Source organism: Chitinophaga sp. SYP-B3965 (genome assembly GCF_009647655.1).
GTDB lineage: Bacteria > Bacteroidota > Bacteroidia > Chitinophagales > Chitinophagaceae > Chitinophaga.
Genome location: NZ_WJFD01000001.1, coordinates 3,262,269 through 3,286,464, shown reverse-complemented (window position 1 = coordinate 3,286,464; position 24,196 = coordinate 3,262,269). Strand labels below are relative to the sequence as shown.

The window sequence follows — 24,196 nt, the reverse complement described above, 5'->3', positions numbered from 1 at the left end:
GCAGAGATGGGAAGTTTTTTTATATCGATCTACAATTTCTTTAACGGACGCAAATGGCTGTTATGGCTTTTCACGCTCTGCTCATTCCTCATTTCAGGGCTGCTGGCCTCCCGTATCAAACTGGAAGAAGATATCACCCGCATCCTTCCGCAGGATAAAAAGATAGATCAGCTGCAGCAGTTTTTACTGAACGCCAAGTTTGCAGATAAACTGGTGATCATGGTATCCCAGAAAGATACCACACTCCCCGGTGATCCAGATAGCCTGGTAGCTACAGCACAGGCATTCACCAATGGTCTGGAACCTCTGCGCAGTGACATCAAAACCATCCATGCGCAAACAGATGATGCCATGATGATGGATTTCCTGCATACTGTACAGGATCATCTGCCTGTTTTCTTAGAAGAGCAGGACTACAAACGCATCGATTCCCTGATAATGCCGGAGCGTTTGCAGCAAACCATGCAGTCCAATTATAATACCCTGATCTCCCCGGCAGGCCTTGTTTTTAAACAAATGATCCAGGCGGACCCTGTAGGGATCTCCTGGTTAGGTGTAAAGAAACTGGAACGTTTGCAGGTAGATGACCAGTTTGAATTGTATGAAGGATATGTGATGAGTAAAGACCATCGCAACCTGATCCTCTTTATCACACCGGCACATCCGCCTAACGAAACCGGGAAGAACAAAGTGTTCCTGGCGGGGCTGGATAAATTAATCGATACTGTTAATAGCTCGCACACAGAGATCAGTTACTTCGGCGCTACCGCAGTATCCGTAGGCAATGCAGAACAGCTGCGCCAGGATACTTATTTCACGCAGGGCATCACGGTGATCTTATTAATAATACTCATCGCTTTTTTCTTTAAGAAAAAACGTGCGCCTTTATTAGTGATGTTACCTGTAGTATTCGGTGCTTTGTTCTCTGTAGCGATGGTATACCTGCTCAAAGGTTCTATCTCTGTGATCGCACTGGGAGCAGGTTGTGTAGTGTTGGGCATTGCTGTGAATTATTCCCTGCATGTTTTCAATCACTACCGGCATCTGCCGGATATCAGGCTGGTGATCAAAGACCTGGCCATGCCCATGACCGTGGGCAGTTTCACTACAGTAGGTGGTTTCCTCTGCCTGCAATTTGTGAAATCTCCCATGTTGCAGGATGTGGGTTTCTTTGCCGCTTTCTGCCTTATCGGCGCTGCTTTATTTTCGTTAATTTTTTTACCACATTTTATAGTTTTAGGTAAACAAACCCCAACAGTAGCACATAACAACTGGATAGATAAATTATCCAACTACCGCCCGGAACGTAATAAGTACCTGGTGTGGGGCATCCTTGGATTAACGGTTATTTTCTTCTTCACTGCCCGCAACGTGACCTTTGAAAGCGACATGATGCGCATGAACTTCATGACGGAACGTTTGCAGAAGTCGGAAGCGAAGCTGAATAAGTTATACGCTTATGCTGCACAATCTGTGTACCTCGTATCAGAAGGAAAGACGTTAAATGAAGCACTAACCAATAGAGAAACAACAGCACCTGCGTTACAAACCCTCATCGATAGCGGTGCTGTAAAAAAAGTCCTCTCCCCCGCAAGTCTGCTATTCTCCCAGGCAGAACAGGCAAAACGTATCGCCCGCTGGGAAGCATACTGGACAGCAGAGAAGCAGCAACAATTATTCGCACTGCTCCAGAAAGAAGGAGAGCAGTACAAATTCAAACCGGCTGCATTTGAACCTTTTAAAAAGCTGATCAGTAATAAATACGCAATCATTTCACCAGAACAGTCAGAACTATTACAGGCAGATCTGGTCAGTGATTTTGTAACTATCAAAAAGAACACTGCCTCCGTGATCAGCCTGCTGAAAGTTGATCCGGCCAGGAAGAAAGAAGTATATGCAGCACTGGATGGTCGCGAGCACACTGTGATCTTCGATAAACAATATACTGCTAACCGCTTAGTAGAGATCATTAAAGAAGAGTTCAACACCATCGCATGGATGACTTCTTTATTAGTGTTCGCTGCTTTATTATTATCCTATGGTCGTATAGAACTGGCCCTGATCACCTTCATCCCCATGCTGATCAGTTGGGTATGGATTCTGGGGATTATGGGATTGTTTGGTATCCCTTTCAACATCGTGAACATCATCCTCTCTACTTTCATATTTGGATTAGGAGATGACTACAGCATATTTACCATGGACGGTTTACAGCAGGAATACAAAACCGGCAGTAAACATCTTCCATCGTTCAAATCTTCTATTATCTTTTCTGCGATAACAACCATACTGGGTCTGGGTGTACTGATCTTTGCGAAACACCCTTCGCTAAGGTCTATCGCGTTGATTGCCGTGATCGGTATCACCTGCGTGGTAGTCACATCACAGGTATTGATCCCCTTCCTCTTTAACTGGCTCATCACCAACCGTGTAAAGAAAGGCCAACGTCCGCCATGGACAATGAAGAGCTGGAGCCTTTCCATGTTTGCATTTGGTTATTATGCTACGGGGGCTTTATTGCTTACCGGAGCAGGGATAATCCTCACCCGGATCAATCCCTTCAATATTGAAAAGGGCAAGAAGATCTATCATAAGATATTATCCTTCTTTACCTGGAGCCTGCTGCACATCATGGGCAATATCCGGAAAAGGACGGTCAATGAACACGGAGAGGACTTTAAGAAACCAGCCGTGATCATCAGCAACCACCAGTCTTTCCTGGATATCCTGATGTCCACTTCCATGCATCCGAACGTAATTTTGCTAACCAATGAATGGGTATACAACTCTCCTTTATTTGGCTACGCCGTAAGGATGGCAGATTATTATCCCGTGGCAGAAGGAGCGGAAGCCAGTATTGAAAAGTTAAGGGACAGGGTAAATAATGGTTATTCTATTGTGGTGTATCCGGAAGGTACCCGTTCCACAGATGCCAGTATCAAAAGGTTCCACAAAGGTGCTTTCTATTTAGCACAGGAGTTAAACATAGATATCCTGCCTGCCGTGATCCACGGAACAGCATATACCATGTCCAAAGGAGATTTCCTCCTAAAGAACGGCATCATCACTATGAAATACCTGCCCCGCATCAAACCGGATGATAAACGCTGGGGAGATAATTACAGTACCCGTACCAAACTGGTGAGCAAGTATTTCAAACAGGAATATGAGGAGATGCGGAATAAAATTGAAGGGCCGGATTATTACAGGGAACAGCTGGTCTACCAGTATATTTATAAAGGCCCGGTATTGGAATGGTACATGCGTATCAAAACAAAACTGGAAAACAACTATGCCCTCTTCCATGAACTGTTACCAAAAGAAGGGAAGATCATGGACATTGGCTGCGGATATGGTTTTATGAGTTACATGCTGCATTTCCGCGCACCCAACCGCCAGATCCTGGGCGTAGATTATGACGAAGATAAAATTGCCACTGCGCAGCACTCTTACATCCGCAATGAAATGGTACAGTTTGAAGCAGCAGATATCACAAAATACAAACTGGAAAACCAGGATGCCTTTGTGATCCTGGACGTACTGCATTACCTGCAGCCGGATGCACAGGAACAGCTGTTACAGCAGTGTATCAGCAAGCTGAATCCCGGTGGGATTATCATTGTACGGGACGGAGATGCAGATCTGGGGAAACGCCATGAGGGCACAAAGATGACGGAACTGTTCAGCACCCGTTTGCTCGGATTCAATAAAACCGGTGATAAACCCTTATCTTTCTTTTCTTCTTCCACTATCCGAGGTATTGTACAACGGAATGGCGCAACGATTGAGCAAATTGACAACACAAAATATACATCAAACGTTATTTTTATCATCAAACATTCATTAAGCGAGCATTATGCATAATTATGATGTAGTGATCATTGGTAGTGGCCTGGGCGGCTTGGTCTGCGGTGCAATTCTAAGTAAGAACGGCTACAAAGTGTGCGTACTGGAAAAAAACAAACAGATAGGCGGCTGTCTGCAAACATTCAGCAGGGATAAAACAATTTTCGATTCCGGTGTTCACTATGTAGGTGGTCTTGAACCAGGTCAGAACCTTTACCAGATCTTTAAATATCTGGGCATCATGGATAAGCTTAGCCTGAAGAAACTGGATGCGGACTGTTTTGACCGGATCGCTTTTTCTGATGATCCCAAGGAGTATAAAATGGCGCAGGGTTATGAACCATTCATCCAGGGATTACTGAAAGACTTCCCCGATGAAGAAAAAGCACTGCGCGAATATTGCGATACGTTACAGCATATCTGTAGCAAGTTCCCTCTCTATAACCTGCGGACAGGCGGTTTTGATGAAAAGGAATCTGTACTGAGCATCAATGCAGCAGATTATATCAACAGCCTCAGCACTAACAAGAAACTTACACAGGTACTGGCTGGTAACAATCCATTATATGCAGGCGTGGAAAGCAAAACACCCATGTATGTGCATGCACTGGTATTGAACAGTTATATAGAAAGCTCCTGGAAATGTGTGAACGGCGGCTCCCAGATCGGGAAATGGCTGGCACGGGTGATCACAGATCACGATGGCGTACTGCTGAAATACCAGGATGTAAAAAGGATCGTGGCAGAAGGAAAAGAAGTGCAGTATGTGGAAACAGCAGAGGGAGTACGTTATACAGCAAAACATTACATCTCCAACGCGCATCCTTCCAATACACTGGATATGCTGGAAAGTGATGTGATCCGCCAGGCATACCGCAACCGTATCCAGAACCTGGAGAATGGTAATTCCACCCTCATGGTGAATGCGGTATTAAAACCCGGTATGTTCCCGCACATCAATTACAACTATTACTATTGCGGAATAGACAGCGTATGGGGCGGTCACGAATACACACATGAATCATGGCCCACCGGTTATGCCATGTTCGCTTCTCCCAATCCAAAGGATGATCGTTTTGCCAATGGCCTTTCCATCATGACGTACATGAACATCAAAGATGTAGAGCCATGGATAGGTACATTCAATACGGTAGCCAACGTAAATGACCGCGGGCAGGATTACGAAACCTATAAAGCAGACAGAGCGGAAAAGCTGCTGGATATGGTAGAAAAACGTTTCCCTGTACTGCGTCAATGTATACAATCTTATTACGTGGCCACACCGCTTTCTTTCCGTGACTATATCGGAACAGATGATGGTTCCATGTACGGTGTATTGAAGGACTGCAACGATCCGTTCCGCACCTTCATTTCTGCCCGTACGAAATTAGACAACCTGTTCCTCACCGGGCAGAATCTCAATATGCATGGTATCCTCGGCGTGAGTATGAGCTCTGTGGTAACCTGCTCGGAATTACTGGATATGGAGAAATTATTACACGATATCAGAGAGGCTTAATATGACCAGAGGAAAAAAGATATGGAGAAGGGTTTGGAAAGGCTTGCTATATATAGTAGGCTTTTTCGTGTTGCTGATACTAGCGCTCTTTATCTATTTATACAGCGTAGCAAGGATGTTCCCGCCGGAGATTGCAGATAAGAGCAGCCTGCAATGGCAACGCACGCAGTTGGATTCCACCACCTTCACGTTGAACAACAGCTGGTTCCGCAAGAGCCGCAGTGGTTTATATGAAATGTATGTGGAAGGCAAACCCTTTGAGCGGGGCGTTGTATATGGTAAACTGTCAGAAGAACTGGTACAGCGGCAGGAAGATCATTTTACGGAACAGATCAGTAAACTGGTGCCTTCCAAAATGTACCAGCACTTTCTCAAGTACCTGATCGGCTGGTTCAACCGGAACATGGATAAGAATGTACCGGAAGAATATAAAGAAGAGATCTACGGTGTGTCTTTCGCTGCTTCCAAAAAATATGAATTCATCGGCTCCAATTATCAGCGCATCATGAACTATCATGCGGCACATGATATCGGGCATGCCCTGCAAAACATGGCACTGGTGGGTTGTACCTCTTTCGGTACCTGGAATGATAAGTCGGAGGACAGTAGCCTCATCATTGGCAGGAACTTTGATTTCTATGTAGGCGATAAATTTGCGGAAGACAAGATCGTGGCATTTTACAGGCCGGATAAAGGATATGGTTTCATGATGGTGACCTGGGCAGGATTTACAGGCGTAGTATCCGGTATGAACGAACAGGGATTAACTGTTACCATCAATGCCGCAAAATCCAGCATGCCTTCCGGTTCCGCCACTCCCGTATCTTTAGTGGCAAGGGAAATATTGCAATACGCCAAGAACATAGAAGAAGCATACGCCATTGCACATAAAAGGAAGATGTTCGTATCGGAATCATTCCTGATCGGTTCTGCCAATGATAACCGCGCAGCGCTCATTGAGAAAACACCCGGAGAACTCGCGCTCTATGATCCCAAAGGCAACGAGATCTCCTGTGCTAATCACTTCCAGAGTAAAACACTGGGTGCTTCTGATCCTAATAAGCAACAACTGGCAGAAAGTGCCTCTCCATACAGGTACGAACGTTTGCAGGAATTACTGCAACGCAACGGAAAGAATAGCGTTGCCAAAACAATTGCTATCCTGAGAGATCAGAAAGGACTCAAAGATGCCGATATAGGCATGGGGAATGAAAAGGCAGTGAATCAGCTCATCGCACATCATTCCATCGTATTTGAGCCTAAACAGCTGAAAGTATGGGTATCTACAGCGCCCTGGCAGTTAGGGGAATTTGTGGCGTATGATCTGAAGAAGATCCTGGCCATGAAAGGGATTAAAGCCGGTCAGGAGATTTGTGATAGCGCATTGATCATTCCCGCCGATAGTTTCCTGCTCACAGCCGATTACAAAAGATTTGTAGATTTCAGGAAACTGAAAGCGGCTTTCATGGATAAGCAGCCGATAGATGTGAAACGCCTGATAACAGATAATCCAAATTATTATCATACATACGTGCTGGCCGGAGATTACCTGTTTAATAAGAAGGATTACAAAGCAGCCTTGCCTTACTACAAGGAAGCATTATTACGTGAAATAGCCACAAAAGCAGAGAAAGATCATATTTTGCAGCGTATTAAGTTATGCAAGGAATAGGAACAGATATCATAGAAGTAGACCGGATAGCTGCCAAAATGGAAAAGGGGCAGGGATTCCGGGAGCTGGTGTTTTCACCGCTGGAGATCGCCTATTGTGAAAAGCAAACGCATAAATATGAAAGTTACGCTGCCCGCTTCGCTGCCAAAGAAGCTTTCCTGAAAGCATTGGGCACCGGATGGGGTGGAAGCGGTATCCATTTTAATGAAATTGAGATCAGGAACAACGAAGCCGGAAAACCTGACCTCTACCTGATCGGCAATGCCGCTAACCAGTTAGCAGGCATGAACATTAAACAGGTTTTCGTATCCTTGTCGCATGTAAAATCAGTAGCTATGGCAACTGTGGTGATCCTGTAATAAAGCATTTATGTACATACCAGATATAGAATTGCAATCTGCCGCTTTGATCCAACAGTTCCAGGAAAAGGAACTGCAACACCTGTTGGGATACCTTCGGCAGTTCTCTCCTTTTTATAAGGAATGGTTTTCCAAACATAACGTGAATACAGACAAGATCCGCACCATTGCTGATCTGCGCAATATTCCCACTGTTGGCAAAGAAGACCTGCAACAACGTAACTGGGATTTCTTATGTGTAGATAAAGGGAAGATTGCAGAATACACCACTACCTCCGGTACACTCGGCAAACCCGTGATCATTCCCTTAACGGAGAAAGACCTGACCAGGCTTACTTATAATGAATACATTTCTTTCAGCTGCGCCGGTGGTACAGATGAAGATATCTACCAGTTAATGCTTACACTGGACAGGCAATTCATGGCCGGCATGGCCTATTATTCCGGCATCCGGAAATTAGGTGCCGGTGTGCTGAGAGTTGGTCCTGGCGTGCCTTCCCTGCAATGGGAAAACATCGAACGCATTCAACCAACTACTATTGTAGCCGTACCCTCTTTCATATTAAAACTGATGGCATTTGCGGAAGAACATGGCATTGATATCAATGCTTCTTCCATCAAAAAAGCAGTATGTATAGGAGAGAACATCCGCAATGTTGATTTCTCCTACAATGTACTGGGCAAAAAGATCACGGATAAATGGAACATCCAGCTCTTTTCTACCTACGCTTCCACCGAAATGCAAACTGCGTTTACAGAATGTAAAGCAGGGCAGGGGGGCCATCATCATCCGGAATTACTCATTGTTGAATTACTGGATGAACAGGATCAGCCCGTACCGCCCGGCACACCCGGTGAAGTAACCATCACTACATTAGGGGTGGAAGCCATGCCACTGCTGCGTTACAAAACAGGCGATATCTGCCAGTATTACGAAGAGCCTTGCAAATGTGGTCGTCAGACAGTCCGTTTATCTCCTGTGATCGGCCGCCGCAAGCAAATGATCAAATACAAAGGCACTACTTTATACCCACCTGCATTATATGACCTGTTAAGTGAAATGGAGGATGTGAAGGAATTCATTGTAGAAGTGTTTTCCAACGAAATAGGTACAGACGAGATCTTACTCCATCTCAGCCCGGTAGAGGAATCCGAGGAAACCGACAGGAAGATAAAATCCTACCTGCAAGCCAAACTCCGGGTGATCCCCCAGGTGAAATACGCCAGCATGCAGGATATCCTCAAAATGCAATTCCCCGAAGGCAGCCGGAAACCGGTGAAATTTGTAGATAACCGATAAAATTACGGTAACGTACACATTTTTCATATATTAGCATATATGAAAAAGATCCTTATTGCACTCATATTCCTCTCCGGCATCGCCAGAGCGCAGGTTCTGCAGAAAATGGAACTGGTAATGGGACCGTTACCGAAAAATAACCATACTGCGTTCAACGTAAAAATAACAGACAGCCTCGTAGAAGAAGACCACACCCGTTACACCATCAATTTCACCGTAGCGGAAAATGAGATCTTACCGGCTCTCCTGTACATCCCGCATAAAAAAGGAAAACTCCCCGGCATGCTGGTGTTGCATGGTACAGATCCCTTAGGCAAAATGGTCTTAAGCGGCATTAGCACTAAACCTAACAGGGCTTACGCCAAAGAACTGGCACAGCGCGGTTATGTAGTGATTGCACCAGACTATCCCACTTTCGGAGATATGAAGGACTACGACTTTGAAAAAGACAGGTATGTATCCGGGACCATGAAAGGCATCTTTGATCATATCCGCTGTATAGATCTGTTACAATCAAGACCAGAAGTAGATCCCAACCGCATCGGCGTGATCGGTCATTCCCTGGGAGGTCATAATGCGATCTTTGTGGCAGCATTTGATCCCCGCATCAAAGTAATTGTAGCCAGCTCCAGCTGGACGTTAATGGATTATTATAATATCGGGGAAGAAGCATCCAAAAAATTCGGTGGCAGATTAGGCCCATGGGCGCAGACACGTTATATGCCCCTGATCCGCGATAAGTATGAGTTGAAGGAGATTCCTTTTGATTTTGACGAACTCATCGCATACCTGGCACCACGGCCCTTCTTCAACAACTCTCCACTGAAGGATGCTAATTTTGATGTGAAAGGAGTAGAAAAGGGAATGGTGTATATCACGAAGGCCTACAAAGACCTCAAGGCATCAGATAAATTGCAGGTAAGATACCCGGATGCCGGGCATGATTTCCCGCCAAAAGAAAGACAGGAAGCCTACGAATTCATAGACAAAGTGCTGCATTATAAAGGTGTTAACAAGCCATTACTATTTTAATTATTATATATATTTGGGAAAAAGGAACCCTATGCCCGCAAAATTCCCGAAGTTATTATTCGCCGCCACCTTACTGTTGAATGTTACCACCTTAGCCCAGAATAAACTCGATTCTACGGGAAATGTAGGTATTGGTACATTAACCCCCTCTGAGAAACTGACAATCTATAACGGAAATCAGTTATTTAGAAGGCAATTCGGAACAGGCCCTGATTATGATTGGCTGACCATCGGATCACATGAACAAACAGAAAAAGAGATCACAGGTATATTCACGGGTATTTTTGGTACGAATATTAATCCAACACTTGATGGTAATGGAAAGCCAACGTCCAGGAATATTCAACCAACCAACGCATACCGCCAGTCATGGGCACTCACTTTTGGCAGCGGGGAAACGTATAATAATTTTTCTATCTGGACGGGTCATGAAGCAACAAGTAATGTGCCGCTGACCGCCGTTTTCAACATATCCTCGTATGGGAATATTGGTATGGGTTTATCAAATCCGCAAGCACGTTTGGATGTAAATGGTTCTGTCAGATACAGCGGAATGTTAGTAAACGAAACGGATGGTGAAAATACAACTGTCAGGCTAAAGCCCCTTGCATCTAACACAGCCAGCATCTCCGGTATATTTGAAGCATATGAAAAGGGAGACATTGGTAATTCAGGATCGGCTTTGTTTGGTATTGCAAATTCAACATGGGCCGCCCCGCTTCCTTCGGTTGCAATAATGTCTACCCAGCAGGGGACAGGTGTTACAAAGGATATCATGATCTGGGCACATGATAATCCCAGCGCTACCAACACGGCACTCTGCATAAAAGCCAATACAAACAATGTTGGGATAGGAACAACTGCACCGGGGCCTTATAAACTGGCAGTGGAAGGTACAATAGGAGCAAGAAAAGTAAAGGTTACAGGGGTACTGCCCTGGGCGGATTTTGTATTTGAGCCTGCATATGTTTTGCCGACACTGGCGGAGATCGAAGCACACATCAGGTCTAACAAACATCTTCCCGGAATACCATCTGCCGCGGAAATAAAAGAGAATGGCCTGGACCTTGGGGATATGCAGCAGAAGCAAATGCAGAAAATAGAAGAATTGACCTTATATCTGATAGAGATCAATAAAAAGCTGGCTGCTCAGGATGCAATTATTGCAGAACAACAAAAGGAAATAAAGGAACTGAAAAAGAAAAAGTAAGCGGAACGCATTTAGTCAATCGCTTTCCTGCTTCTCCATTTCCCCCAGGCAATAAAGAAGAGGCTCATGCCAATAAATAAAGCAGCAATGCCGATTGAATTGATCAGCGCCTTTGAAATACCGATCGCTGAAACATCCAGGAAAGGATAAGGATAGAATCCGGAAAAAGAGCCCCGGATGAATACATACACGATGTATACCAACGGATAGATCAGCCATGGCAGTAAGGAATTCCATTTCAGTGTATCCTTCGGAACAAACAGCAACCAGTAAACGAAAAAGAGCAGCGGGATCACTAAATGCAGCAGTTCATCTACTATGCGCTGCAATCCCTGCGGCTGCCATGTAAAGCGCAGGATGAGGTTATATATGATCCCTACAATAACGATGTAAACAGTAAGGGCTGTGAATGTAGCGGGCTTGGAAAAGAACGTCCCTGGCCGCAGCAGGGTCATGGTACAGCAAAGCGCTACCATGATATTGGTAAGTATCGTAAAATAGCTGAAGAACCGGATAGTGGCTTCCCCGGGAGGAGTAATTCCGAGGGAAATATGAAGGTAGTATTGGGCAATCAATGCAAACCAGCCCAGAATGGCCATTATAGATAGGTAAGTTTTCATCTGTACTAAGATAATATTAAAACCCAAAACTTGCATTCGCTTTAGGATTATCCAGCTTGGTACTCTGCCTTTTATCATGAACGATCACGTGGATCATGTGGCTCTGGGATTCATGTTGTTCATACAGTATATCATCCTTCAGATCCAGCTTCTTAACGGTGGCCACACCTGAAACTTCCAGGAAACACCAGGCCGCTTCTTCTTCTATTTTATAGCCCAGGTAACGAGGGGCCAAAACCTTCCCATCCACCGTGATCTGCAAATGCTTCGCTATATACCGGGAGATCAAAGAATCTACGGTAGCACGGTTTTGTGGTTTGATGATATCAAAAGTAGTGTGAGACTGCTTTTTGAGTGTATTCTCCAGGTCGTCCGCAAAGATCCGGCAGCTGATTTCCAGCGTTTTGTGATCCGCATTGTGCCTGATCTCCGTCACGCTCAGATAAAACGGATGCAGAAAAATTAACCATTTGCATAATAATAGCCCCATTTGACCCAAATATTTTATATTTTAATTTAGCATCCTTATCATTACGAAGTTACAAAAATCTAAGCCATGCAGGAGTTCAGCTTGTATTTTCAGGAAGGCTGGCAACATATCGTCGATTTAAAGGGGTACGATCATATTTTATTTGTGATGGCATTATGCGCCGTTTACCTGATGAAGGACTGGAAAAAAGTGCTGATACTGGTAACGGCATTTACAATAGGTCATTCCATTACACTCGCATTAAGTGTATTGCATGTGATCAAAGTAAATACCTCACTGATAGAATTCCTGATCCCTGTCACCATTGTGATCACCGCTTTAAGTAATGTGTTCAGAAGAACAGAAGAAGCAAATACCGTACAACTGAATTATTTCTTTGCCCTGTTCTTCGGCCTCATCCATGGCATGGGTTTCTCCAACTACCTGAGAAGCATGCTCGGCTCCCAGACCAATATTATCCAGCCTTTGCTGGCATTTAACCTGGGACTGGAATTCGGACAGCTGATCATTGTAGGTGTGATCCTGCTGCTGGCACAGATCATTGTGAATTTATCAGGCGTAAAAAGAAGGGAATGGACTGTGTTCATTTCCGCCGCTATTTTTGGAATAGCTTTTATGATGAGCCTGGAACGTTTAGGAACATTAATGAACCCGTAGATATAGATCAAATCTGAATCGATTATGATGAAGCAAAAATTATTCCTCTGTCTGCTCACAGTAGCTCCAATGCTGTTACGCGCACAGGACCATGGTTCTAATCATGGCAACCGTTTTGAGCAATTAGGCTATTTGCTCGCGGACCCGAACATGTATCGTTCCGCATCCGGCATTCCAGGTCCAAAATACTGGCAGCAACGCGCAGATTATGAGATCGCCGCGGAAATAGATGAACCGCAGCAACGCCTCAACGGTTCAGAAACCATTACTTATTACAACAACTCTCCTGACCCGCTCACTTACATCTGGCTGCAGTTAGATGAAAACGAACACGATCCTAAAAGCGATAACAACAGCTTTAACGGAAGTAAAATGACGGATAAGATGAGTTCCCGCGCTATCAATGGCATCATGGGAATGGAGCCGGGTTATGGTGTAAATATCCTCAAAGTAACAGACGCAACCGGTAACGCACTCACCTATACCATCAATCAGACCATGATGCGGATAGAGCTGCCAAAGACCATGATGCCCGGAGAAAAGATCCGCCTGAATGTAGACTGGTGGTATAAAATTTCCAACCGCATGACCATTGGCGGCCGTGGTGGTTATGAATATTTCGCCGAAGATCAGAACAGCCTCTATACCATGGCACAATGGTATCCGCGCCTTGCAGTGTATTCGGATTTCCAGGGCTGGCAGAACAAACAATTCACCGGCAGGGGAGAGTTCGCACTCACCTTCGGTAATTTCAAAGTGAAGATGACCGTGCCCGCAGACCACGTAGTAGGTGGAACCGGAGAATGCCGCAACTATAAAGAGATGCTCACACCAGCACAATTCCAACGCTGGCAACAGGCACAGTCTGCCAAAGAACCGGTAGAGATCGTTACACTCGCAGAAGCACAGCAGGCCATGAAAGGCAAATCCACCAATAAAAAAACCTGGGTATTTGAAGCAGAGAACGTGCGCGACTTTGCATGGACCTCTTCCCGTCGCCTTGTATGGGATGCGCTGGCTACCAATGTGGAAGGAAAGAAAGTAATGGCCATGAGTTATTATGGCCCGGAAGCTTATCCCTTATATCGCAAGTATTCAACTAAAGTAGTAGCGCATACGCTAAAAGTATATTCTAAACATACCATCAGTTATCCATACCCCGTAGCTATTTCAGTAGAAGCTGCTAACGGTATGGAATACCCGATGATCTGCTTTAACTATGGCCGCGCAGAGAAAGACGGTACTTATTCAGAGGCTACTAAATATGGCATGATCGGTGTGATCATTCATGAAGTGGGGCATAACTTCTTCCCCATGATCGTGAATTCAGATGAACGTCAATGGACATGGATGGACGAAGGACTGAATACCTTCTGCCAGTTCCTCGCAGAGCAGGAGTGGGACAACAATTACCCTTCCCAGCGTGGCCCTGCTGCCAAGATCGTAGATTACATGAAGCTGCCCAAAGATCAGCTGGAACCGATCATGAGCAATTCAGAGAACATCGTGATGTTTGGTCCTAACGCTTATGCAAAACCGGCCACAGCCTTAAATATTTTACGCGAAACAGTAATGGGTCGCGAATTATTTGATTATGCATTCAAAGAATATGCACGCCGCTGGGCATTCAAACATCCCACTCCTTCAGATCTGTTCCGCACCATGGAAGATGCTTCTGCAGTAGACCTGGATTGGTTCTGGCGCGGATGGTTCTTTGGTATTGAGCCGGTAGATATTTCTTTGGATAGCGTGAAATGGTACCGCATGGATTCAAAAAATCCCGCTATTGAAAACAAATTAGCAGAAGGCGAAGCACTGCAAAAACAAACACACATTTCCAAAACCCGTAACCGCGAGAAAGGCGTAAAATTCGCAGTAGAACAAGATACCAGCCTGCTGGACTTCTACAATAAATGGGAACGTTATGCTGTAACACCAGATCAAACAGAAGCGTACAGCAAAATGCAGGCATCGCTCACCCCGGATGAAAAACGTTTGTACGAAAGCAAAAAGAATTTCTACGAACTAACCTTTTCCAACCAGGGCGGCAACGTCATGCCATTGATCATTGAATGGACGTTTGCGGATGGCACCAAAGAAGTAGATCGCATCTCCGCATATATATGGCGGTTGAATGAAGATAAAGTAACCAAGGTTTTCGCAAAAGACAAGCAGGTAGTATCTGTGCGTTTAGACCCATACCGGGAAACCGCAGATATTGAAGAAACGAATAACTACTGGCCACGCCAGGCTATTCCTTCTAAGTTTGAATTATTCAAAGGTGATAGGCCGGTACGGGGAACCAATAATGATGGTAATCCGATGCAAAGGGCCAGGCAGTAAGAAAAAAACTCCGCCCATGCAAAAGGCCAGGCAGTAAGAAAATCCTTCTCGAAAAAGAAGGATCCTGCACTCATAAAACACCGACTTAAAAAATAAAAAAACCTCCGCCCATGCAAGGGGCGAGGTGATAAGAGGGACCTCTCCCAAAAATAAAAAAACACCGCCCTTTGCTGCGCGGCAAACTCTCTTCCAAAAAAGAGGACATCTCATAAGAGATGCCCTCTTTTTTTTGCCCTGTCGGTTTTGTTCTATTTTCCCGCTGCTACCCATCCTAATTTTGATAAAAAAATAACCAAACTATATGAACACAAAATCACAGATCCTCGTATTAGGCGGTACCGGCAAAACAGGCCGCAGGGTAGCAGAACAACTCACCGAATTAGGCTTACCCATAAGAGTAGGTTCCCGTTCCGGAACACCTTCCTTTGATTGGGAAGATCCCAAAACATGGAAACCAGCATTGAAGGATATTGAATCTGTATATATCAGTTACCATCCTGATCTGGCTATCCCCGGCGCTGTTAAAACCGTTGGCGCTTTCACCAAATTAGCAGTAGAAAACGGTGTAAAGAAACTGGTATTATTATCCGGCAGAGGAGAAAAAGAAGCGCAGGATTGTGAGGAGCTGATCATGAAAGCAGGCGTGGAATGGACCATCCTCAGATGCAGCTGGTTTAACCAGAACTTTAGCGAAGGATATCTCTTAGAACCGATACAACATGGTCACGTTGCACTGCTGGCAGGTGATGTAGGAGAACCATTCATCGATGTGGATGATATTGCAGATGTAGCAGTAGCCGCACTCACAGAAGAAGGGCATGCGGGCCAATTATATGAATTAACCGGCCCGCGCCTCATCACTTTTAAACAAGCCATGGCAGAGATCTCCAAAGCCACAGGCAAACCAATAGTATACGAACAGGTAACAGCCGCTGAATACAAAGCCATGCTCACCGAGTATGAGATCCCTGAAGAATTCATCTGGCTCGTTACCTATTTATTTACAGAAGTGCTGGATGGAAGAAATGAAAGTTTGACAGATGGTGTGCAACGCGCCTTAGGCAGAGCACCCCGGGACTTTTCTGAGTACGTTAAAAAGACAGCAGCCACCGGTGTCTGGGGATAATAAATAATAGGCTCGCAGTATGGGCACTGCGGGCCTATTTAATATTAATATACTTCGAGTAACATCCCTCTATACACATGGGCATAATAGGATTAAGGGTTAAAGAACCTTTTACAATCTCAAACTTGCAAATATAAATTGAGGCTGTCCTGGAGGAAGATATCGTTACCGTGTCTCCGTTAACAGCATACTGGTCATACCCGTTAACCCCGGCAGGAGTAATAATAAACTGGCCGTTTCCTCCAAAAAACATAGTAGTCGCGCTATCCGGATCCACTGGTCTCACTTCCATCGGCCCGCCTGAACTGAAGGCAACTTCCGTAAGTCTCCATTTACCAGAAATAGTAGTGTTGATGATATTATCCTTTTTGCAGGCGCAGAACAAAAGAAAAACAAATGCGTAGAGTGAATACTTCATGTGTGGGATATTTACCTTGAAACGGCATGGAAGAGAAAAAGGTTACACCGCAAAACGAAGCATCTATCCTAAAAAAATTAAGCACACTACCCAACCTTTTCACAAAGGAGCCTAAAAGGAAGCACCCTTCAAGCTAAAAATAAAATACACCTCTTAACCTCCGCACAAAAGAGCCAAAAAAAATAATTGTCCAAACCAAAAAAAACGCTTCCTCATAAGAGAACTTAAAAGCAAATCCCCCCAGCTCCACACAAAAAGCTCAAAAGCAAATACCCCTTCAAACTAAAAATAAAAACACCTCCCCCAAAAGAAAAAAAACATCCGCCCTCTGCTGCGCGGCAAACTCCAACCCAAAAATAAAAAAACACCCCCGGCTCGGCCAGCGCCGAAAACCAAAAAAATAAAAACACCTCCCCCAAAAGAAAAAAACTCCGCCCTTTGCTGCGCGGCAAACCCCAAACCAAAAAAATAAAAACACCCCCGGCTCCACCAGCACCGAAAACCAGGAAATTAGTCCAATTGAATTAATTTTCTTACTTTTTGCCCACTAGATAAGCTATGGGTTCAAACCTCACACAACACGTAGACAGTTGGTATGCACAGTTCCATGTTCACCTGATCCACGTCGCCACTCGCTGGGGATACGGAGAAGAGGAGAGCCGTGACCTCGTGCAGCAATTTTTCCTGGATCTGCTGCAGAAAAACCTGGACCCTGCAGGCATCCTGCATCCCAAAACTTATCTCACCCGCGCCTTCACCCATAAACTGATAGACGACCACCGCAAAAGCAAACAACAACAGTCAGCCACCCTCGCAGACACAACCGCCTACGAGCCCTCAGTGCTGGAAACCCTCGTCCGCATCCAATCCAACGAAGAACTCCTCGCTTCCGTAAAAGCCGCTTTTAAACGCCTCCCCGCCCGTTGCCAGAAAGTGATCCACCTCAAATACTACGAAGGCCTCACCACAGAACAGATCGCAGAACGCACAGGCCTCAACACACGCTCCGTATACAACAACCTCTACGAAGGCATTAAAACCCTCCGGGAAGAACTGAAACAATCCAACCCCAAAATGAAATTCGCCGCCATTTTCAGTCTCCTGCCCGCCCTTTAAGCAACCGGCTAAAATGTAAGTCCGCCTAAAATCCCCCCGTAAAAGAAATCTCAAAAAAAGTTGGTAAATCGGCAAGATGTATCCGTCTATACAGGAAAGAGGTATCGTATGCCCGAACGTTATGAAATCGAACAACTGGTAATAGACGACAGTTTCATCAACTATTGCTTCCGCAGGAACCCGGCGGATATTACACATTGGGAGAACTATCTAACCCAACATCCCGAAGAAACAGCCACCTTCGCTGAAGCCAGGGAACTGGTACTGGGCATTTCCCTCATGCTGCTGGAAGCGGATCAGGAGGAAGCAGAAGTGATCCCCCTGTATAACAAAAATAGAAATCCCCGCAAGCTGATAGCCGTGGCAGCCTCCATAGCAATAATCGCAGCCGCCACATTTTTCATCTTCCAAAAGAACACCAGCAAACCGCCAGTTTGGGCACAACAAACCAGCGTATTCACCACCGCCCTGGCAGAAAAGCGAACCGTGAAATTACCGGACAGCTCCACCGTGATCCTCAACGCAGGTTCAGAACTGTTATTGGATAAGGATTTCGGCGGGAAGAACCGCTATGTGAGCCTGAAAGGAGAAGCGTTGTTCCAGGTAGAACACAATGCGGAAACGCCTTTTATTGTAGCTGTGGAAGGATATGATGTAAAGGTATTGGGCACCGTATTCAATGTAAAAGCATACCCCGGAGAAAAGAAAAGCGAAACGTCGCTGATAAGCGGAAAAGTAGAGATCTATTTAAAGAACACCGCCGCTGTTTATAAAACCCTGCAGCCAAAGGAGAAGTTTGTGATCATAAAAGACCTGAAATCACTCCCGGCGCCCGCTGATGTAAAACCACCAGCCCCGTCCACCGCCATTATGCCACTTTCTTATAACCGCAACCAGGTGAACATTGAAACAGCCTGGTCAGACAACCGCCTTGTGTTTGAAAATGAAACCTTCCGCGACATAAGAGAAAAACTGGAACGCTGGTTTAACGTGAAGATCATCTTTGAAGATAAAACAGTTGAACAGTATACATTCACCGCCACATTTGAAAAAGAAAATATCAACCAGGTTATGAAAGCCCTACAGGCTTCTTATGGATTTAAATACAGCGTTAATGGAAAAGAAATAAAGATCAGTAACTAAATCGGGCAAACGACTTAACATATAAAAATTCCCATTTAAAAAAAGGAGGGGAGCGCAGCTGGTACCTGTTCTCCCCTGGCTAAAAACGTGGGCAGCATTGCTGCGCCATATTTCTAACATTTAAACCTCCTCTAAGGTATGAAAAACACCTGTATTAAACTGCCCTCCAAAAGGGCGTTTAAAAAGATTCTACTTATGAAACTGACAACGGCTTTGCTGCTGCTTACCACTTTGCAGGTAACAGCATATGAAGGAAACTCGCAGAATAAGGTCAGTGTGGATTTTCGCAACACACAACTTACCCGCGCGCTGAAAGAAGTGGAACGCAAAACAGATTACCGGTTTGTGTTCAGCAACCTCGTGTTGAATGAAGGTGTGAAAGTTACCCTGGACGCGAAAAATATGCCGGTCATGACCCTTCTGTCTCAGATGCTGAATGGTACTGGGCTCATTTTTGACAGGTTAGAAAACAATCTCGTGGTCATCAAAAAAGACGAAACCTGCCCGGGGCTCGGAGAGATCACCGTAAAAGGAAAGGTTACAGACCGTACCGGTTTACCCCTTCCCGGTGTCAGCATTGTATCTGGTCCAGGAAAAGGCACCATTACAAATGAACAGGGAGAATATACCATCCGCATAGATGAAAAAGGCACACTCACATTCAGCTTTATCGGATACGCCGCACAGGCCATTCCCGTAAACGGCCAGTCATCCATTAACGTTACCCTGCTGGAAAGTAAGGATACGGAGTTAAATGAAGTAGTGGTAGTAGGTTATGGTACCATGAACAAGCGCGACCTTACCGGAGCCGTTACAAAACTCGGCCAGGAAGATCTGATCGCTGGCTCCGTATCCCCTCTGCTGGCCATCCAGGGAAAAGTTCCCGGCCTTACCGTGATCTCCACCAATGGAACAGATCCCAATGCCGGCGTATCATTACAGCTCCGTGGTGTGAATTCTATCAACGCTGCCCAGGGCCCTTTAGTAGTAATAGATGGTATCCCCGGCGGCAACATCAATACAGTAGTAAAAGAAGATATTGAATCCATCAGCGTATTACGGGATGCATCTGCCGGCGCTATATATGGTACCAGGGCTTCCGGCGGCGTGATCCTGATCACCACTAAAAAAGCAAAGGCCGGTATGCTCCGCGCCAGTTTTACCAGTGAGCTGTTCCTGGAATCCATCCGAAAAAGACCGGAATCCCTTACCGCAGAAGAATTTGTAGCCAATAAAGTGGGTACAGACCTGGGGCATAAAACAGACTGGTACAAAGAAGTGACCAATAAATCTCCCTTCAGCCAGCGTTATGTATTGAACGTGAACGGTGGTACGGAAAATGCCCAGGTATATGCTTCCTTCATGACGCGTAATGCAACGGGCATGGCCATAGAATCCAAAAGAAAAGAATACAGCGGGCGCATCAATACCCATTTCACTTTTTTTAACGGCGTAGCAGAACTCAGTACCAATATCAGCTACATTCAGGCCAATGCTACTTTCAGTGATAATGGCATCTTCAACATGGCATTGACCATGAACCCTACGGAAACACCTTATAACGAAAACGATGTAACCGGTTATAACATCCCTGTAGGCGGATTCGATTATTTCAATCCCATCGCAGAAGTAAAACTGCGGAAAGACCTGGGCCAATACAAAAACCTGCTGGCCAGTTCCACACTTAAGATCAACATCACAAAAGACCTTTATGCCGCTGGTATGATAGCCATAAAGAACGATACAGAACATAAGAACTTCTATCGCTCTGCGCAACACCGTATTTCCCGTAATGATAATATCGATGGAAATGCCAGCCAGTCTTACTCCCGCTGGGACGATCGCACACTGGAACTCACGCTGAACTATAACAAGAACATCGGTCATCATTATATCAATGCAGTAGGTGGTTATACTTACCAGGATTTTAACGGCCAGGGTTTCAGTGCCAACAACTCTAACTTCCCCGTAGATGGTATCCAGGATAATGATATGGGTACCGGTACATGGCTGGCAGACGGACGTGCTGGTATAGGATCATGGAAGAGCAACACCGTAAAACTGATCGCATTTTTCGGAAGAGTGAATTACTCTTTCAAAGATCGTTATATCCTCACCGCTTCACTGCGGCATGAAGGATCTTCTAAATTCGCGAAAGGTAACCAATGGGGTAATTTTCCCGGTATATCAGCTGCATGGCGTATTTCAGAAGAAAACTTCCTGAAGAATTCCAACCTGGTGAGCAACCTGAAACTCCGTGGTGGATACGGTGCTACAGGTAATGAAGGATTTAACGCCAATGTTTCTACACGCGTATATGGCCCCGATACATGGTGGCTGGTAGATGGAGAGTGGCTGCGCACTTACGGTGTATTGCATAATCAGAATAAGAACATCCGTTGGGAAGTGAAAAAAGAGGTGAACGTTGGTCTCGATTTCGGTTTGTTTAATAACAGGCTAAATGGCCGTGTGGACTTCTACAAACGCCGCGTAGATGATATGATCTATGACGTAAGTGTTTCCCAGCCGCCTGCTATCCATGATAAAACAAGTGTGAACGTAGGCAACATGGAGAACAATGGATATGAAATTGAACTCAACTGGGTAGCCATAAAGAACGCCGACTGGAATTATACCACCGGCATCATAGCCTCCGCCAATCGCAGTACACTCACTACACTAAATGGTGGATCAACTTTTGCCGACCGTAAAAGTTTCCCTGCCCCCGGTAATCCCGGAAGTGCCGTAAGACTCTATCCCGGAGAAGATATTGGCCGTTTCTACATCTGGCGTTTTGCCGGATTTACAGATGCGGGCAACTGGATGTTGTATGATAAAACAGGTAAAGCATTTGATGTGAAAGCACAGGCCAAGAAGAATGAAGACAAAGTTTTCATCGGCAACGCCATTCCAAAAATAATGCTCTCCTGGAATCATACCCTTAGCTGGAAGAATTTTGACGCAGGCGTTTTTATGCGCAGCTGGATAGGGCATGATGTATTTAACATGATCAACATGTACTACAGCCTACCCAATGTAAAAGGACAAAACGTACTACGCGAAGCATTCGATAGACACAAGAACATCATCGGTGAAAAAGAACTGACTGACTATTGGCTGGAAAAAGGAACCTTCCTGAAAATGGACGCACTCAACTTTGGATATACCTTCCCTGCACAAACAGTGAAACCACTGAAAGGTCTGCGGTTATATATAACTGCACGCGATCTCTTCGTGCTCACCAATTACACCGGTCTGGATCCGGAAGTGAACATCAACGGCCTGGAGCCTGGTTTTGAAGAGCGGAACGTATATCCGAAAACACGCACGTTCATGTTCGGCTTGCAGGCAAGTTTCTAATTATTCATTCCACAAGTAATTCGTATGAAAAAAATATTTTTAGCAGTAACCGTACTCTTGCTCGGGTCCTGCACAAACCTGGATCAGGAATTTCACGATAGGGTAACACCGGAAACATTCTTCAAAAGCGAAAAGGATATCAAAGCCGCATTATACCGTCCTTTTACACATGCACGCTGGTACCTGGGAGAAGACAGATGGAACTTACAGGAATATACCGCAGATCAGTTTGCCATTACCACTAAAGGCAGGCATTGGTACAATGGAGGTGAAAATGAAAGATACCATTATCATCGCTGGACGCCAGATGATGGATGGGTTTGGGGAACATGGCGTGGTACACTCATGGGCGTAGCGCTGGCACTGGATGCAAAAAAAGATCTGGAAAAACTGGACTACACAAAATTCGCCTTAACACAGGCTGATAAAGATGATCATGTAAACCAGCTGAACACCCTCATCGCATTCTTCTACCTGAGAGGGCTGGACTATTTCGGTGGCCTCCCTGTTTTTGAATCGCTGGAAGGAGAGTCCCTTCCCCGTAAAACAGACGTGGAAACATTTGCGCATGTGGAGAAACTGCTGAAAGAAGCCATAGAGAAACTGCCGAAGAAAGTGATTACCGATAAAGAAGAAGGCGCGTTCCGGCAGGCTGCCGCAGCCACTTTGCTGGCCAGGCTCTATTTCAATGCGGAAGCTTATATCCGCAAACCCATGTTTGCAGAAGCAAAGAAACTCTGCCAGGATATCCTCGCCAAACAATATGGTGAATACAGTTTAGATCCCACCTGGTATGGTCCGCATGGTTTTAAGAACAATGAATCCAAAGAGATCATCTGGTCTATTCCTTCTGAATTCAACAAACTGCAATACGACTGGTTCTTCAGTGTTTTCTATCATTACAACACTGCCAAGTATTTTGATATTGACGGAGGGCTCAACAATGGAGCACATCTCCAACCTTCGCTCACACCAACCGGTGCACCGTATTCCGCTTTATACAAACTGGGATCACCATTTGAAAAGTTCAATGCGGCAGATCTCCGCAAAAAACAATACAAGTATAAAGGCGGTGGAAATTATGAAGGCATGTTTATTTACGGTCCTCACTTTACACCTGCCGGAGATGTGATCGTTGGTGGAGAAGAATATAAGGATAAGCCAATGGTATTTGTAGACCAGGTAGGCCGTTTCTCAGAAGTGGGTCCCGGTAAACGTTTCGCCACTATCGCAGACCTTCCCTCCAAAATGTCTGAAGGAGAAGAGAACACTGGTGTCCGCATTGTAAAAGTGCCGATCCCGAATAACACAGATAAAAACCTCCGCTGGGGAGCAGACAATCCTGCTATCCGCCTAACGGAAGTGCAATACATGCTGGCAGAATGCCTCATGCGCGAAGGAGATAAAGGTGGCGCCGCCACACTGATCAACGCAGTACGGAAAAGGAATTTTGATGGTGGCATCGACCCGGATCCCGTTACAGATGCCAACCTCGATGACTACCGTATGCTGAGTGAATGGGGTACTGAATTCCTGGCGGAAGGCCGCCGCAGAACAGACCTGATCCGCTGGAAAAAATTCACTTCAGATTCCTGGTGGGATCATACCCCATCTGATGTACATTATAACAGGTTCCCGGTACCTACACAGGCAATATCCGGAAACAACAACCTGAAGCAGAACGACGGGTACTAAATAAAATACAAAAAGGGCGGCTATGATTTAGCCGCCTTTTTGTATTTTAGCCAGATGGAAAAATACATAGAGCTCCTTATACCGTTTGCAATAGGCCTTTTTATGATTTTTATGAGTGATTCACTTATAAAAACCACCACGCCGGAGTATGAAAACAAAAAGAAAAAAATAAAAAGGCTGGGATACGGACTGCTGGGCGTTACATTGTTGTTAGCTGTTGCAAAGTATTATTCCCCCGGGTCATAGCAAAATGCCACTAGAAATGGTTTAAAAACGCCCAATCCAACCAG

Annotated in this window: 18 protein-coding genes; 15 read left to right on the top strand and 3 right to left on the bottom strand. The window is 45.2% G+C overall.

What is annotated here, in order from left to right; translation table 11 throughout:
• Positions 1 to 6 precede the first annotated feature (6 nt).
• The 7 genes from GFS24_RS12985 to GFS24_RS12955 are packed head-to-tail and all read left to right on the top strand — an operon-like array spanning position 7 to position 10,938.
• Positions 7 to 3,864, top strand: coding sequence for a trifunctional MMPL family transporter/lysophospholipid acyltransferase/class I SAM-dependent methyltransferase (locus GFS24_RS12985; protein ID WP_153659980.1), 3,858 nt, complete (start codon positions 7 to 9; stop codon positions 3,862 to 3,864).
• Entirely contained in the window at positions 3,857 to 5,365 is a 1,509-nt protein-coding gene (locus GFS24_RS12980) for an NAD(P)/FAD-dependent oxidoreductase (RefSeq protein ID WP_153659979.1), read from the top strand. The genes GFS24_RS12985 and GFS24_RS12980 overlap by 8 nt, the downstream gene beginning before the upstream one ends.
• Before the next feature lies 1 nt (position 5,366).
• A complete protein-coding gene (locus GFS24_RS12975) occupies positions 5,367 to 7,037 on the top strand; it encodes a C45 family peptidase (protein ID WP_153659978.1) in 1,671 nt (556 codons plus the stop codon).
• Complete coding sequence (acpS, locus tag GFS24_RS12970; protein WP_153659977.1) at positions 7,025 to 7,396, top strand: holo-ACP synthase; 372 nt, start codon at positions 7,025 to 7,027, stop codon at positions 7,394 to 7,396. Before GFS24_RS12975 ends, acpS begins: the two co-directional genes overlap by 13 nt.
• Before the next feature lie 10 nt (positions 7,397 to 7,406).
• Positions 7,407 to 8,696 (top strand): phenylacetate--CoA ligase family protein, encoded by a 1,290-nt coding sequence (locus tag GFS24_RS12965; RefSeq protein WP_153659976.1) that lies wholly within the window; start codon positions 7,407 to 7,409, stop codon positions 8,694 to 8,696.
• A 39-nt stretch (positions 8,697 to 8,735) separates the two neighbouring features.
• A complete protein-coding gene (locus tag GFS24_RS12960) occupies positions 8,736 to 9,728 on the top strand; it encodes a S9 family peptidase (RefSeq protein WP_153659975.1) in 993 nt (330 codons plus the stop codon).
• Between the two features lie 31 nt (positions 9,729 to 9,759).
• Positions 9,760 to 10,938 carry a hypothetical protein gene (locus tag GFS24_RS12955; RefSeq protein WP_153659974.1) on the top strand — a complete coding sequence of 393 codons (1,179 nt, stop codon included), beginning with the start codon at positions 9,760 to 9,762 and terminating at the stop codon, positions 10,936 to 10,938.
• Between the two features lie 11 nt (positions 10,939 to 10,949).
• Here GFS24_RS12955 and GFS24_RS12950 read toward each other — a convergent pair whose 3' ends face one another.
• Both GFS24_RS12950 and GFS24_RS12945 read right to left on the bottom strand, forming a co-directional pair.
• Positions 10,950 to 11,558, bottom strand: a complete 609-nt coding sequence (locus GFS24_RS12950) for a Pr6Pr family membrane protein (RefSeq protein WP_153659973.1) — start codon at positions 11,556 to 11,558, stop codon at positions 10,950 to 10,952.
• A gap of 16 nt (positions 11,559 to 11,574) precedes the next feature.
• Positions 11,575 to 12,048 carry a DUF6702 family protein gene (locus GFS24_RS12945; protein ID WP_153659972.1) on the bottom strand — a complete coding sequence of 158 codons (474 nt, stop codon included), beginning with the start codon at positions 12,046 to 12,048 and terminating at the stop codon, positions 11,575 to 11,577.
• A gap of 66 nt (positions 12,049 to 12,114) precedes the next feature.
• On the opposite strand from GFS24_RS12945, the gene GFS24_RS12940 reads away from it, so the two are divergent.
• The 3 genes from GFS24_RS12940 to GFS24_RS12930 all read left to right on the top strand — a co-directional run bounded on the left by GFS24_RS12940 (position 12,115) and on the right by GFS24_RS12930 (position 16,174).
• Positions 12,115 to 12,705: a HupE/UreJ family protein gene (locus tag GFS24_RS12940; RefSeq protein ID WP_153659971.1), complete on the top strand. Its 591-nt coding sequence runs from the start codon at positions 12,115 to 12,117 to the stop codon at positions 12,703 to 12,705.
• Between the two features lie 24 nt (positions 12,706 to 12,729).
• A complete protein-coding gene (locus tag GFS24_RS12935) occupies positions 12,730 to 15,048 on the top strand; it encodes a M1 family metallopeptidase (protein ID WP_253906441.1) in 2,319 nt (772 codons plus the stop codon).
• Positions 15,049 to 15,349: 301 nt separating this feature from the next.
• The gene (locus GFS24_RS12930) at positions 15,350 to 16,174 is read left to right on the top strand and encodes an NAD(P)H-binding protein (RefSeq protein WP_153659970.1); all 825 of its coding nucleotides are present in this window, start codon (positions 15,350 to 15,352) and stop codon (positions 16,172 to 16,174) included.
• Between the two features lie 34 nt (positions 16,175 to 16,208).
• Here GFS24_RS12930 and GFS24_RS12925 read toward each other — a convergent pair whose 3' ends face one another.
• Positions 16,209 to 16,592 carry a hypothetical protein gene (locus GFS24_RS12925; RefSeq protein WP_153659969.1) on the bottom strand — a complete coding sequence of 128 codons (384 nt, stop codon included), beginning with the start codon at positions 16,590 to 16,592 and terminating at the stop codon, positions 16,209 to 16,211.
• A 558-nt stretch (positions 16,593 to 17,150) separates the two neighbouring features.
• On the opposite strand from GFS24_RS12925, the gene GFS24_RS12920 reads away from it, so the two are divergent.
• The 5 genes from GFS24_RS12920 to GFS24_RS12900 all read left to right on the top strand — a co-directional run bounded on the left by GFS24_RS12920 (position 17,151) and on the right by GFS24_RS12900 (position 24,152).
• Positions 17,151 to 17,708, top strand: a complete 558-nt coding sequence (locus GFS24_RS12920) for an RNA polymerase sigma factor (protein WP_153659968.1) — start codon at positions 17,151 to 17,153, stop codon at positions 17,706 to 17,708.
• A gap of 108 nt (positions 17,709 to 17,816) precedes the next feature.
• Positions 17,817 to 18,851: a FecR family protein gene (locus GFS24_RS12915; protein ID WP_153659967.1), complete on the top strand. Its 1,035-nt coding sequence runs from the start codon at positions 17,817 to 17,819 to the stop codon at positions 18,849 to 18,851.
• A 195-nt stretch (positions 18,852 to 19,046) separates the two neighbouring features.
• Entirely contained in the window at positions 19,047 to 22,211 is a 3,165-nt protein-coding gene (locus GFS24_RS12910) for a SusC/RagA family TonB-linked outer membrane protein (RefSeq protein WP_216647401.1), read from the top strand.
• A gap of 24 nt (positions 22,212 to 22,235) precedes the next feature.
• Complete coding sequence (locus GFS24_RS12905; protein WP_153659966.1) at positions 22,236 to 23,906, top strand: RagB/SusD family nutrient uptake outer membrane protein; 1,671 nt, start codon at positions 22,236 to 22,238, stop codon at positions 23,904 to 23,906.
• Between the two features lie 54 nt (positions 23,907 to 23,960).
• Positions 23,961 to 24,152 (top strand): hypothetical protein, encoded by a 192-nt coding sequence (locus GFS24_RS12900; RefSeq protein WP_153659965.1) that lies wholly within the window; start codon positions 23,961 to 23,963, stop codon positions 24,150 to 24,152.
• Positions 24,153 to 24,196 lie beyond the last annotated feature (44 nt).